Below are 13,709 nucleotides of genomic sequence, written 5' to 3' on the forward strand. Positions count from 1 at the left end.
AAAACACATACTAGCCATGTTCTGCAATCATGGCTCAGCACAATGAAACGCCTCCCGCCCCTGCCCGCCCTGCATACCTTCCTGGTCACCGCCCAGCACTGCAATTTCACCCGTGCCGGGCAGCAGTTGCATATCACCCAGGGCGCCGTCAGCCGGCAGATCGCGGCCCTCGAAGAGCATCTGGGCTATGCCTTGTTCCAGCGCCAGGCCCGTGGGTTGAGCCTGACCCGTGAAGGCCAGGACTGGCTGCCAAGGGTGCAACAGGTATTTGCGCTGATTGAACAAGGGGTGCGCGAGGTGGGTGGGCGCAGCGCTACGTTACAGCTCAAGGCACCGACCTGCGTGATGCGCTGGCTGCTGCCACGCCTGATGGAATGGCAGGCGCTACGCCCGGATGTACCGGTGGAGCTGACCACCACGGTGCAACATGGAGTGGACTTTCGCCGCGAGGGTTTCGATGCGGCGGTGGTGTATGGCGATGCGCCGAACCACGGGCTGCGCGTGCGCAAGCTGTTCGATGAGCAACTGACGCCGGTGTGCGCGCCGTCACTGCGCGAGGGGCCGGTGCCGTTGCAGCAGGTCGAGGACCTGGCGCGACACATGCTGCTGCACCCCTCGCGGAATGAGCATGACTGGCAGCTGTGGCTGCAGGCAGCCGGGGCAACGCTGGCCATTCAAGGTCCGAAGCAGCATTTCGAGACGCTGGACATGGCGATGGCCATGGCCTCGCAGGGCACCGGCGTGGCCATCGGCGACTGGTCGCTGATCGGCGATGACTTGCGCGGGGGGCGGTTGTGCATGCCGTTTGCGCTGAAGGTGATGACCGGCAAGGGGTATTACCTGGTGAGCCAGGCCAAGAGCTTGCCGGCGGGGTTGGGGGAGTTGCTGGATTGGCTGGAGGAACAGGCCAGCTTCTAAGGCCCGTTTTCGCTATTCGCCGATGTGCACAAGCCCTTGTAGGAGCGGCCTTGTGTCGCGAAAGGGCTGCGCAGCAGCCCCGGCGATATTGCACTGTGGCGGATATCCTGGGGCCGCTGCGCGACCCTTTCGCGACACAAGGCCGCTCCTACAGGCGAGCTGCCTGCACCAGATACATTCATGCAAACGAAGCAGGCGACTCAATAGCCGACAGTAAAACGCTGCCGCGAATGCGCCGGCTTTTCCAGTTCGTCGAGCATGGCAATCGCGTAATCGGCAAAGGTGATCCAGCTCTTGCCATCCGCGCCGATCAACAGATGATCCTTGCCCAGCTTGTAATGCCCGCTGCGCTCACCTTCAACGAACTCCGCCGACGGCGACAGGAAGGTCCAGTCCAGGTTCGGCTCCCGTTGCAACGCTTCCAGGAAACGCACTCCGGCAGTGGCCTCGGCCTTGTATGCCTCGGGAAAGTCCGGGCTGTCGATCACCCGATGCCCAGACGGCAGCAACAGGCTGCCGGCCCCCCCCACCACCAGCAGGCGCCTGACCCCGGCCCGTTTGACTGGCTCGATGATGGCGTGTGGCTCGATGGTAGAGAAATGCGCCGCACTCAGCACCGCATCCACACCCGCGACCGCCGCTTGCAGGGCCGCGCTGTCCTTGGCATCCAGCGCCTTGACCGTCACCCCGTCCCGCCCCTGCAACCGCGACGGGTCGCGGGCGATGGCCAGCACACTGTGGCCACGGCGCAGGGCCTCTTCCAGCAACTGGCTGCCAGCGCGGCCAGTGGCACCGATGATTGCAATCTTGCTCATGGGATACTCTCCATCAGTTGAACGGAATTACCACTTCATCTCGCCCTTGGCGACCTTGGCCCCCAGCTCCAGCGAGCTTTCATCGGCCAGGCTCGGGTAACGTCGCTTCATCGCCGCGATCAACGCACCGGCGTCTTTCGCCTGGGCGGTCTCGGCATCGAAGTCACGAATGTAGTTCGCCGTGAAATGCACGGCCTCCAGCGATCGACTGCTGTCTTCCAGGTAATGCCCGGGGATGACCGTGCGCGGCGCCAGCGCTTCGATGTGCGCCAGGGTGCCGAGCCAGTCGGCGTGGGACTTGGCCGTTTGCGTGTCGGCCATCCATACATGAATGTTCTCCGACACCACCACGCCACCGACCACCGCCTTGATCGACGGGATCCACACAAAACTGCGGTCAGGTTGCGAGCCGTCCAGGCCGACCACCTCAAGGACCTGCCCTTCCAGCGTCAGGCGGTTGCCTTCGAGCACCTGTGGCAGCACCAGCCGCGCCGGCTTGTCCGCGCCCATCTGCGGGCCCCAGTAGGCCAGCTTGGCATCCTTGGTCTGGCGGATATGGGCAACCGTGGCGGCCGACGCCAGCACCTTGGCGTCCGGGAAGGCCTGGGTCAGGGTATCCAGGCCGAAATAGTAGTCCGGGTCGCCATGGCTGATGTAGATAGTGGTCAGCTGCTTGCCGCCTGCCCGCAGGCGCTGCACCAGTTGCTTGGCCTGGGCCTTGCCGAACTGGGCATCGACGAGGATGGCGTCGTGCTCGCCACTGACGATCACCGAACTGACCGGGAAGATCGCCTCATGCCCGGGGTTGTAAACCTCCAGCCGCAAGGGGTCGGCAGCCAGCGCCGGGCCGGCCAGGGTCACACAGGCCAGCAGCAGGCCACGCAAGGGAGTGAAAAGAGACATCGCAAACGCCCGTCAGATGAACAATGCCCAACAGCTTAGTTGCCCAATCCGTGACAAAAAATGCGATGCTCGAACATAGTTTGTTTCTGAAACCGGGCAAATCATGGACCGTCTCAACGCCATGCGCGTTTTCGTCACCGTCGTCGACCTGGGTAGCCAGTCGGCGGCGGCGGATCATCTGCAACTGTCGCGGCCGGTGGTTTCGCGCTACCTGGCAGAGCTGGAAGACTGGGTTGGCGCACGGCTGATGCAGCGCACCACACGCAAGCTCAGCCTCACCGCCGCCGGCCAGGAAACCCTGCCTCGCTGCCGGCAATTGCTGGAACTGGCTGGCGACCTGCAGGCCGCGGTGCAGCAGCCGGATGACGCGCCCAAGGGCGCGCTGCGCATCAGCGTCAGCACCTCGTTCGGCCAGGCCCAGCTGGTGGATGCAGTGGCCGCCTACGTCCGGCGCTACCCCGGGGTGAAGGTGGAACTGCAGATGCTCGATCGCACGGTCAACCTGGTGGACGAGCGCATCGACCTGGCCATCCGCACCAGCAATGACCTGGACCCCAACCTGATCGCCCGGCGCCTGAGCGTATGCCGCTCGGCAGTGTGTGCGGCACCGGCCTACCTGCGCGAGCACGGCACGCCGCAACGGGTCGAGGAACTGAGCCGGCACAACTGCCTGACACATGCCTACTTCGGCCACAGCCTGTGGCATTTCGAGGTAGCCGGCCAGCAAGTCGCCGTGCCAGTGGCGGGGAACATCAGTGCCAACGAGGCGATGACACTGCAGAAAGCGGCGCTGGCCGGCGCAGGTATCGCCATGCTGCCGACCTACCAGGCCGCAGAGGCCCTGCGCCGGGGTGAACTGGTGCGCCTGGTGCCCGAAGCCAGGCCACGCGAGCTGAACCTGAATGCGGTGTACACCTCACGCAAGCACATGCCGGCGACCTTGCGCAGCATGCTGGATTTTCTGGTGCAGCGGTTCAAGGACGAACCGGAGTGGGATCAGGACTTGTAAAGCCGCTCCTACAGGAATGGCACTGTCACTCCTCGACGCTCATGTACTCCTTCGCCCAGCGGATGTAGTCCTCTGGCTGGGTGTAGGTGTGCGAGAGTTCGGTGGCGCTGAGGTTTTCCGACTTGTTCTGCTGGCCGCGCTGCAGCCGCAGGCAATCGTAGGTGGCCTTGATGGCGGCAAAGTAGGCCGCGTGACCATCGACGACGATGCGCACGCCCAGGCGTGCCAGGCGCTCGTCGTCACGCAGGTTCGGGTTGCCGTAGGTCACCAGCATCAGTGGCACCGTCAGGTGCTCGGCAATCTGCTCGAGTTGTTCGAAGTCCTTCACCCCCACCATGCAGATGCCGTCGGCTCCGGCCTTCTGGTAGCTCTGGGTACGCACGATGATTTCTTCGGTGGTGAGCACGCCAGCGTTGGTCCGGGCAATGATCGACAGCGACGAATCGACCCGTGCCTCCAGCGCCGCACGGATCTTGCCGACGCCCTCTTCAACCGGGATCAGGTCGGTGGACTTGCGCCCGAACTGGGCAGGTAACAGGGTGTCCTCGATGGTCAGCGCAGCCACGCCGGCGCGCTCCAGTTCGATGACCGTGCGCATGACGTTCAGCGCGTTGCCATAGCCGTGGTCGGCGTCAGCCAGCACCGGCAGTTGTGCCACGCGACCAATACGGGTGGCCTGCTCGACGAACTCGCTGAGGGTGATCAGGGCGAAGTCCGGTGCAGCCAGTACCTGCAGCGAAGCGACGGAGCCACCGAGGATGCCGACCTCGAAGCCCAGGTCTGCGGCAATGCGTGCCGACATCGGGTCGAATACCGATGCGGTGTGATAACAGGAACCTGAAGCGAGCAGCTCGCGGAAGGCAAAACGCAGATCTTGATGGGAAGCCTTGGGCATGATCACTCCGCAAAATAAGTTGAAATTCGAACGGTAACTACCGACCCCTGTAATCGGGTCTACCTGGCCTGTTCCAACCGTCGCCATCTGGGCGGTCATGCTCGACATGCAGGCAGAGGAATAAAAGGTGTGGGAGACAGCGGCGCAAAAACCTGCGGCATAATGTTGCACCAAGCTGGTGCAAACCCCCGATTTTCAGCCTCTGTGGCATACCAACGATATCACGCAGCCATGCAGCACTGAATGAATGCGCCAATGCCGATCTTGCATAGGGGATGCAGATAGTGGATAGGAAGCTACCTAACTCAGGTTACAATTCGGGGACTTCATGCTGGCTTCTTCGCGGGTAAACCCGCTCCCACAGGGACCGCGCCGTCCTCAGAAGCGACACCGGACCTGTGGGAGCGGGTTTACCCGCGAAGAAGGCCGCCACCGTCATACAAGGTATCCCCGTGACCGCCGCCCTGCCCCCCACCACCCTGCGCAACGTGCTCACCGCCCTGATGCTGGCGATCTTCCTCGGCGCCCTGGACCAGACCATCGTCGCTGTCTCGCTGCCGGCGATCTCGGCGCAGTTCAACGATGTCGGCCTGCTGGCCTGGGTCATCTCCGGCTACATGGTGGCGATGACTGTCGCCGTGCCGATCTACGGCAAGCTGGGCGACCTGTACGGAAGGCGCCGGATGATCCTCACCGGCATCAGCCTGTTCACCCTGGCCTCGATCGCCTGCGCCCTGGCCCAGGACATGCAACAGCTGGTGCTGGCCCGGGTACTGCAGGGCATTGGTGCCGGTGGCATGGTCTCGGTGAGCCAGGCGATCATCGGCGACTTCGTACCCCCACGGGAGCGCGGCCGCTACCAGGGATACTTCAGCAGCATGTACGCGGTGGCCAGTGTCGCCGGTCCGGTGCTGGGCGGCTGGTTGACCGAATACCTGTCATGGCGCTGGGTGTTCTGGATCAACCTGCCGCTGGGGCTGGTTGCACTGTGGGCGATCCGCCGCGCCCTCGGAAGCATGCCGGTGCAGCGCCGCGAGGCGCAGGTGGATTACCTGGGTGCCGTGTTGCTGATTCTCGGCCTGGGTAGCCTGTTGCTGGGCATTACCCTGGTCGGCCAGGGCCACGCCTGGGTCGACCCGGCCGTGCTGGCCTTGTTCGCCTGCGCCGCGCTGGGCTTGATGCTGTTCATCGCCCATGAGCGCCGCTGCCCGGAGCCGCTGCTGCCGCTCGGCCTGTTCGGCAATCGCGTGGCGGTGCTGTGCTGGGGCGTGATCTTCTTCGCAAGCTTCCAGTCGATCTCCCTGACCATGCTCATGCCGTTGCGCTACCAGGGCATCACCGGTGCCGGCGCCGACAGTGCTGCCCTGCACCTCCTGCCGCTGGTGATGGGGCTGCCCATGGGTGCCTTCACCGGAGGGCGCATGACCAGCCTGACCGGGCGCTACAAGCCGCAGATCCTGGCCGGCGCACTGCTGATACCACTGGCCATTTTCGCCATGGCGCTGACCCCGCCGCAGTCGGTCTTGCTCAGTGCACTGTTCATGCTGCTGACCGGCATCGCTTGCGGGCTGCAGTTCCCGACCTCGCTGGTAGGCACGCAAAGCGCGGTGGACAGCAAGGACATCGGCGTGGCCACCAGCACCACCAACCTGTTCCGCTCGCTTGGCGGGGCCATGGGAGTGGCGTGCATGTCCAGCCTGCTGCTGGCGCTGCTGCACCAAGGCGGGTTCGAGTCGCTGGGTAATCCGTTGCTGGGGAGCCTGAAGGCCGGAGAAGTGGACCTGGTGACACAAGGGCGGTTGCTGGAAACGTTCCAGCATTTGCTGATGGGGAGTGCCGGGGTAGCTGTGCTGGGACTGTTTGCAGCGCTTGCATTGCCCGACCGGCAACTGCGCGGACGCTGAAGTCGGCCACACCGTTGTGTGGGCTGCTGCCTTGCTGCAAACCTGCATCTTGTGCGATCCCTGTGGGAGCGGGTTCACCCGCGAAGAAGGCAGCGCGGTGAATGGCACCGGCTTCGCCGGTGTTCGCGGATAAACCCGCTCCCACAGAGATCTCGGCGCGCCGGCAGAACCTGCACAGCTGAGCATTCCGAAAGCATTAATCCCCCCTTAACACAAAGGGGTAACACTCCCTCACAATCCTTAACAAAGTGTCATTTGCGCAGAGCCGGGCTCAAGCGCAGCATATCCAGCCCGGTGTCGACCCATTTTTCGACATCCTTCACCAAATCGACACTGTCAGGCAGCAACAACCAGCGCCCGATCAGGCCATCGACATAGGCAAACATGGCCACCGCCGCGCGCTCGACATCAAGCTCGCCTGGCAACTGGCCCCGGCGCACGGCATTGGCCAACGCCAGGGTGATGCCCTTGTGGCAATCCAGCACAGCAGCCTGGCGCTGCTGGCGAATTTCACACATGTCATCGGTGAACTCGCACTTGTGATGCAGGATTTCGTTGATACGCCTGGTTCGGGCATCGAGCACCAGCTCGTTGAACACTTGCAGCAACAGCTTGCGCATGCAGCCAAGCGGGTCCACTTCGTCCTCGCTTTCGCTCGCCCGCGCCAAGTGGTCATGGGTTTCATGCAGGCTGTCGAGCAACGCCTGCACCAACTCGGCCTTGTTGTTGAAGTGCCAGTAGATCGCTCCTCGCGTCACACCCGCCAGTTCGGCGATGTCGGCCAGGGTGGTTCGCGCAACCCCGCGCTTGTAGAAGGCCTTTTCCGCCGCCTCGATGATCTGGGCGCGGGTTTCCTGGGCTTCTTCTTTGGTTCGACGGACCATGGCAGTACAAACCTCATCTGCCCCGAACGCGCGGCGCGTGCGGGGAACACTCCGGGGGCACCTCTGCAGGGTGCCTCGCGGGGGAGCTAATCAAGAGCTGTGGCAGTACCCGAGTACAACCCAGCGGTATTTACAAACAACCATGAATGTAAGTATATTCCTTAGCAAGCTATTTATCCACCGGATAGCAATTTTTCCAGATCAAGACTCTTCCATTACTCTTGAGCGTCTCCCAGCTCCAGCGACCCGAGGATCCTCATGCAATTCAAGCCAGCCGTTACCGCTCTGGTTTCCGCCGTCGCCCTGGCAACCCTGCTCAGTGGCTGTAAGAAAGAAGAAGCAGCGCCAGCGGCGCAGGCTCCTCAGGTCGGCGTCGTGACCATCCAGCCCCAAGCCTTCACCCTGACCTCGGAATTGCCGGGGCGTACCACTGCCTACCGCGTCGCCGAAGTGCGCCCGCAGGTCAACGGCATCATCCTCAAGCGCCTGTTCAAGGAAGGCAGTGAGGTCAAGGAAGGCCAGCAGCTGTACCAGATCGACCCTGCCGTGTACGAAGCCAACCTGGCCAATGCCCAGGCCAACCTGCAGGCCACCCGCTCGCTGGCCGAGCGCTACAAGCAGCTGATCGACGAACAGGCTGTCTCCAAGCAGGAATACGACGACGCCAATGCCAAACGATTGCAGGCCGAGGCTTCGCTCAAAAGCGCGCAGATCGACCTGCGCTACACCAAGGTCCTGGCACCGATCAGCGGCCGTATCGGCCGTTCTTCGTTCACCGAAGGTGCACTGGTGAGCAATGGCCAGGCCAACGCCATGGCCACCATCCAGCAACTCGACCCGATCTACGTCGACGTCACCCAGTCCACCGCCGAACTCCTCAAGCTGCGCCGTGACCTGGAAAGCGGCCAGCTGCAGAAAGCCGGCGACAACGCCGCCTCGGTGCAGCTGGTGCTGGAAGACGGCAGCCTGTTCAAGCAGGAAGGCCGCCTGGAGTTCTCCGAAGTCGCGGTCGACGAGACCACCGGCTCGGTCACCCTGCGCGCCCTCTTCCCCAACCCCGATCACACCCTGCTGCCAGGCATGTTCGTGCATGCGCGGCTCAAGGCCGGGGTCAACGCCAACGCCATCCTGGCCCCGCAACAGGGCGTGACCCGCGACCTGAAAGGCGCGCCGACCGCGCTGGTGGTCAACCAGGAGAACAAGGTCGAACTGCGCCAGCTCAAGGCCAACCGTACCTTGGGCAGCGACTGGCTGATCGAGGAAGGCCTGAACCCGGGTGACCGCCTGATCACCGAAGGGCTGCAGTACGTGCGCCCGGGCGTCGAGGTCAAGGTCAGCGAAGCCACCAACGTCAAGAAGCCGGCCAGCCCTGTTCAGGCCAACGCGGCGAAAGCAGACGCCAAAGCGGAGTAAACCATGTCGAAGTTCTTTATCGATCGCCCGATCTTCGCCTGGGTGATCGCCTTGGTGATCATGCTGGTCGGCGCCTTGTCGATCCTGAAGCTGCCGATCAACCAGTACCCCAGCATCGCGCCGCCGGCCATCGCCATCGCCGTGACCTACCCGGGCGCCTCGGCGCAAACCGTGCAGGACACCGTGGTACAGGTGATCGAGCAGCAGCTCAACGGTATCGACAACCTGCGTTATGTGTCGTCGGAAAGTAACTCCGACGGCAGCATGACCATTACCGCCACCTTCGAGCAGGACACCAACCCAGACACCGCGCAGGTGCAGGTGCAGAACAAGCTGAACCTGGCCACCCCGCTGCTGCCGCAGGAAGTGCAGCAGCAAGGTATCCGCGTCACCAAGGCAGTGAAGAACTTCCTGCTGGTGATCGGCCTGGTGTCCGAAGACGGCAGCATGACCAAGGACGACCTGGCCAACTACATCGTCTCCAACATGCAGGACCCGATCTCGCGTACCGCGGGTGTGGGTGACTTCCAGGTGTTCGGTGCGCAGTACGCCATGCGTATCTGGCTCGATCCGGCCAAGCTGAACAAGTTCCAGCTGACCCCGGTCGACGTCAAGACCGCCGTGGCCGCGCAAAACGTGCAGGTATCCTCCGGCCAGCTCGGCGGCCTGCCGGCCATGCCGGGTACCCAGCTGAACGCCACCATCATCGGCAAGACCCGCCTGCAAACTGCCGAGCAGTTCGAAAAGATCCTGCTCAAGGTCAACAGCGACGGTTCGCAGGTGCGTCTGGGTGATGTCGCCCAGGTTGGCCTCGGTGGTGAAAACTATGCCGTCAGCGCCCAGTTCAACGGCAAGCCGGCCTCCGGCCTGGCAGTTAAACTGGCTACCGGTGCCAACGCCCTGGACACCGCCAAGGCCCTGCGCCAGACCATCGCTGACCTGGAACCGTTCTTCCCGCCTGGGGTGAAAGCGGTATTCCCGTATGACACCACCCCGGTGGTCACCGAATCGATCAGTGGCGTTATCCACACCCTGATCGAAGCCGTGGTCCTGGTGTTCCTGGTGATGTACCTGTTCCTGCAGAACTTCCGCGCCACCATCATCACCACCATGACCGTACCGGTTGTGTTGCTGGGTACCTTCGGCATCCTTGCCGCTGCCGGCTTCAGCATCAACACCCTGACCATGTTCGCCATGGTCCTGGCCATCGGTTTGCTGGTGGACGACGCCATCGTCGTGGTGGAGAACGTCGAGCGGGTGATGTCCGAGGAAGGCTTGCCGCCCAAGGAAGCGACCAAGCGCTCGATGGAGCAGATCCAGGGTGCCCTGGTGGGTATCGCCCTGGTGCTGTCGGCAGTACTGCTGCCCATGGCGTTCTTCGGCGGCTCCACGGGTGTGATCTATCGGCAGTTCTCCATCACCATCGTCTCGGCCATGGGCCTGTCGGTGCTGGTGGCGCTCATCTTCACCCCGGCCCTGTGCGCCACCATGCTCAAGCCGCTGAAGAAGGGCGAGCACCATGTGGCCAAGCGTGGCTTCTTTGGCTGGTTCAACCGCAACTTCGACCGCAGCGTAACCGGCTACGAGCGCAGCGTGGGCACCATCCTGCGCAACAAGGTACCGTTCCTGCTGGCCTACGCGCTGATCGTGGTCGGCATGATCTGGCTGTTCGCCCGCATCCCTACCGCGTTCCTGCCGGAAGAAGACCAGGGCGTATTGTTCGCCCAGGTACAGACCCCGGCCGGCTCCAGTGCCGAGCGCACCCAGGTGGTGGTCGACCAGATGCGTGAGTACCTGCTCAGCGAAGAGGCCGACACCGTGGCTTCGGTGTTCACCGTCAACGGCTTCAACTTCGCCGGCCGTGGCCAGAGCTCGGGTATGGCATTCATCATGCTCAAGCCGTGGGATGAACGCTCCAAGGAAAACAGCGTGTTCGCCCTTGCCCAGCGCGCCCAGCAGCACTTCTTCACCTTCCGCGATGCGATGGTGTTCGCCTTTGCCCCGCCTGCGGTGCTCGAACTGGGTAACGCCACCGGCTTCGACGTGTTCCTGCAGGACCGCGGCGGTGTCGGCCATACCAAGCTGATGGAAGCGCGCAACCAGTTCCTGGCCAAGGCCGCGCAGAGCAAGATCCTCAGCGCCGTGCGCCCGAACGGCCTGAACGACGAGCCGCAGTACCAGCTGACCATCGATGACGAGCGTGCCAGCGCCCTGGGCGTGACCATCGCCGACATCAACAACACCCTGTCGATTGCCTTGGGTGCCAGCTATGTCAACGACTTCATCGACCGTGGCCGGGTCAAGAAGGTGTACATCCAGGGCGAGCCGAACGCGCGGATGAGCCCGGAAGACCTGCAGAAGTGGTACGTGCGCAATGGCGCCGGCGAAATGGTGCCGTTCTCCTCCTTCGCCAAGGGCGAATGGACCTACGGTTCGCCGAAGCTGTCGCGTTACAACGGCGTCGAGGCAATGGAAATCCTCGGTGCTCCGGCCCCGGGCTACAGCACCGGTGAAGCCATGGCCGAGGTCGAGCGCATTGCTGGCGAACTGCCAAGCGGCATCGGCTTCTCCTGGACCGGCATGTCCTACGAGGAAAAACTCTCCGGTTCGCAGATGCCGGCACTGTTCGCCCTCTCGGTACTGTTCGTGTTCCTGTGCCTGGCAGCCCTGTACGAAAGCTGGTCGATCCCGATCGCCGTGGTACTGGTAGTACCGCTGGGTATCATCGGTGCCCTGATCGCCACCAGCATGCGTGGGTTGTCCAACGATGTGTACTTCCTGGTCGGCCTGTTGACCACCATCGGCCTGGCGGCGAAAAACGCCATTCTGATCGTCGAGTTCGCCAAGGAACTGCACGAACAAGGCCGCAGCCTGTACGACGCGGCGATCGAGGCGTGCCGCATGCGTCTGCGCCCGATCATCATGACCTCGCTGGCGTTCATCCTCGGCGTGGTACCGTTGACTATCGCCAGCGGCGCCGGCGCCGGCAGCCAGCACGCCATCGGTACTGGCGTGATCGGCGGCATGATCAGTGCGACCGTGCTGGCTATCTTCTGGGTACCACTGTTCTTCGTCGCAGTGTCGTCACTGTTCGGCAGCAAAGAGCCGGAAAAAGACGTCACCCCTGAAACTCCACGTTATGAGGCTGGGCAATGACCAAGTCTTTGTTGTCCCTGGCAGTAACCGCTTTCATTCTTGGCGGCTGCTCGTTGATCCCTGACTACCAGACCCCGGAATCGCCGGTGGCTGCGCAGTGGCCGCAAGGCCCGGCTTACTCGCCGACGCAGTCGGCGGAGGTTGCCGCCGCCGAACAGGGCTGGCGTCAGTTCTTCCACGACCCGGCCCTGCAGCAGCTGATCCAGACCGCGCTGGTGAACAACCGCGACCTGCGCGTTGCCGCGTTGAACATCGACGCCTACCGTGCGCAGTACCGCATCCAGCGTGCCGACCTGTTCCCTGCGGTTTCGGCCAACGGTAGCGGCAGCCGCCAGCGCGTACCGGCGAACATGTCGCAGACGGGCGAGGCAGGCATCACCAGCCAGTACTCGGCCACCCTGGGCGTCAGCGCCTATGAGCTGGACCTGTTCGGCCGCGTGCGCAGCCTGACCGAGCAGGCCCTGGAAACCTACCTGTCCAGCGAGCAGGCGCGTCGCTCCACGCAGATCAGCCTGGTGGCCAGCGTGGCCAACGCCTACTACACCTGGCAGGCCGACCAGGCGCTGTTCAAGCTGACCGAAGAAACGCTGAAGACCTACGAGGAAAGCTACAACCTCACCCGTCGCAGCAACGAAGTCGGCGTAGCCTCGGCGCTGGACGTCAGCCAGGCGCGTACCGCCGTGGAAGGCGCCCGGGTCAAGTACTCGCAGTACCAGCGCCTGGTCGCCCAGGACGTCAACAGCCTGACCGTGCTGCTGGGCACCGGCATTCCCGCCGACCTGGCCAAGCCGCTGGAGCTCAATGCCGACCAACTGGCCGAAGTACCGGCCGGCCTGCCGTCGGACATCCTCCAGCGTCGCCCGGACATCCAGGAAGCCGAGCACCTGCTCAAGGCCGCCAATGCCAACATTGGCGCGGCCCGCGCAGCGTTCTTCCCGAGCATCAGCCTGACCGCCAATGCCGGCAGCCTGAGCCCCGACATGGGCCACCTGTTCTCGGGCGGCCAGGGCACCTGGCTGTTCCAGCCGCAGATCAACCTGCCGATCTTCAACGCCGGCAGCCTGAAGGCCAGTCTGGACTACTCGAAGATCCAGAAGGACATCAACGTCGCCAAGTACGAAAAGACCATCCAGACCGCGTTCCAGGAAGTCTCCGATGGCCTGGCGGCGCGCAAGACCTTCGAAGAGCAACTGCAGGCGCAACGTGACCTGGTGCAGGCGAACCAGGACTACTACCGCCTGGCTGAGCGCCGCTATCGCATCGGTATAGACAGCAACCTGACCTTCCTCGACGCCCAGCGCAACCTGTTCAGCGCCCAGCAGGCACTGATCGGTGACCGCTTGTCGCAGCTGACCAGCGAGGTCAACCTGTACAAGGCGCTTGGCGGTGGCTGGTACGAGCAGACCGGGCAGGCCAGCAACCAGCAGGCAGCGGTGGAAGCACCGAAGAGCTGATCAGCCCTGTTACAGCAAAAAGCCCACCTTTAACGGTGGGCTTTTTGTTTGTCGGTTGCCTGTACAAGCCTCTTCGCGGGTAAACCCGCTCCCACAATGTTTTGCATAAATGCTGAAGGCTGTGCAGTACCTGTGGGAGCGGGTTTACCCGCGAAGAGGCCAGTGCAGAAGAACAATTAACCAACCAGAACATTCCGTTCGATTATCGCCCGCTTCCGCTTGTGGCGAATTGCCTCACCCCAGCCATACCCCGCACCATCCTCCCACGCAACGTTGCCCCGGTTCATCCCAAAAGACCCGCACCTGCAGGCCGCATCCTGCAGCGTACCGGCTCGCCCATAAAAACAAGAGATCCACG

General features: G+C 63.2%; 10 protein-coding genes. 6 read left to right on the forward strand and 4 right to left on the reverse strand.

Annotated elements, in window-relative coordinates:
* Positions 1 to 42 precede the first annotated feature (42 nt).
* Entirely contained in the window at positions 43 to 918 is an 876-nt protein-coding gene (locus M1D87_RS21275) for a LysR substrate-binding domain-containing protein (RefSeq protein WP_123084918.1), read from the forward strand.
* 200 nt (positions 919 to 1,118) lie between these two features.
* Here M1D87_RS21275 and M1D87_RS21280 read toward each other — a convergent pair whose 3' ends face one another.
* Positions 1,119 to 1,733 carry an NAD(P)-dependent oxidoreductase gene (locus tag M1D87_RS21280; protein ID WP_085664380.1) on the reverse strand — a complete coding sequence of 205 codons (615 nt, stop codon included), beginning with the start codon at positions 1,731 to 1,733 and terminating at the stop codon, positions 1,119 to 1,121.
* A gap of 27 nt (positions 1,734 to 1,760) precedes the next feature.
* Positions 1,761 to 2,636: an MBL fold metallo-hydrolase gene (locus M1D87_RS21285; protein WP_123084919.1), complete on the reverse strand. Its 876-nt coding sequence runs from the start codon at positions 2,634 to 2,636 to the stop codon at positions 1,761 to 1,763.
* A 103-nt stretch (positions 2,637 to 2,739) separates the two neighbouring features.
* Here M1D87_RS21285 and M1D87_RS21290 point away from each other — a divergent pair, with 103 nt between their 5' ends.
* Complete coding sequence (locus tag M1D87_RS21290) at positions 2,740 to 3,645, forward strand: LysR family transcriptional regulator (RefSeq protein ID WP_123084920.1); 906 nt, start codon at positions 2,740 to 2,742, stop codon at positions 3,643 to 3,645.
* A gap of 25 nt (positions 3,646 to 3,670) precedes the next feature.
* Here the strand turns inward: M1D87_RS21290 and M1D87_RS21295 are convergent, their stop codons facing one another.
* The gene (locus tag M1D87_RS21295; protein ID WP_003259571.1) at positions 3,671 to 4,540 is read right to left on the reverse strand and encodes an isocitrate lyase/PEP mutase family protein; all 870 of its coding nucleotides are present in this window, start codon (positions 4,538 to 4,540) and stop codon (positions 3,671 to 3,673) included.
* A gap of 452 nt (positions 4,541 to 4,992) precedes the next feature.
* Here M1D87_RS21295 and M1D87_RS21300 point away from each other — a divergent pair, with 452 nt between their 5' ends.
* Positions 4,993 to 6,444 carry an MDR family MFS transporter gene (locus M1D87_RS21300; protein ID WP_123084921.1) on the forward strand — a complete coding sequence of 484 codons (1,452 nt, stop codon included), beginning with the start codon at positions 4,993 to 4,995 and terminating at the stop codon, positions 6,442 to 6,444.
* Between the two features lie 251 nt (positions 6,445 to 6,695).
* Here the strand turns inward: M1D87_RS21300 and ttgR are convergent, their stop codons facing one another.
* Entirely contained in the window at positions 6,696 to 7,328 is a 633-nt protein-coding gene (ttgR, locus tag M1D87_RS21305) for an efflux transport transcriptional regulator TtgR (protein WP_123084922.1), read from the reverse strand.
* Positions 7,329 to 7,586: 258 nt separating this feature from the next.
* Here ttgR and ttgA point away from each other — a divergent pair, with 258 nt between their 5' ends.
* The 3 genes from ttgA to M1D87_RS21320 are packed head-to-tail and all read left to right on the forward strand — an operon-like array spanning position 7,587 to position 13,351.
* Positions 7,587 to 8,741, forward strand: coding sequence for a toluene efflux RND transporter periplasmic adaptor subunit TtgA (ttgA, locus tag M1D87_RS21310; RefSeq protein ID WP_013974035.1), 1,155 nt, complete (start codon positions 7,587 to 7,589; stop codon positions 8,739 to 8,741).
* Between the two features lie 3 nt (positions 8,742 to 8,744).
* A complete protein-coding gene (gene ttgB, locus M1D87_RS21315; RefSeq protein WP_421091709.1) occupies positions 8,745 to 11,897 on the forward strand; it encodes a multidrug efflux RND transporter permease subunit TtgB in 3,153 nt (1,050 codons plus the stop codon).
* Positions 11,894 to 13,351 carry an AdeC/AdeK/OprM family multidrug efflux complex outer membrane factor gene (locus M1D87_RS21320; protein ID WP_123084924.1) on the forward strand — a complete coding sequence of 486 codons (1,458 nt, stop codon included), beginning with the start codon at positions 11,894 to 11,896 and terminating at the stop codon, positions 13,349 to 13,351. The genes ttgB and M1D87_RS21320 overlap by 4 nt, the downstream gene beginning before the upstream one ends.
* Positions 13,352 to 13,709 lie beyond the last annotated feature (358 nt).

This window comes from Pseudomonas sp. SA233, assembly GCF_054792385.1.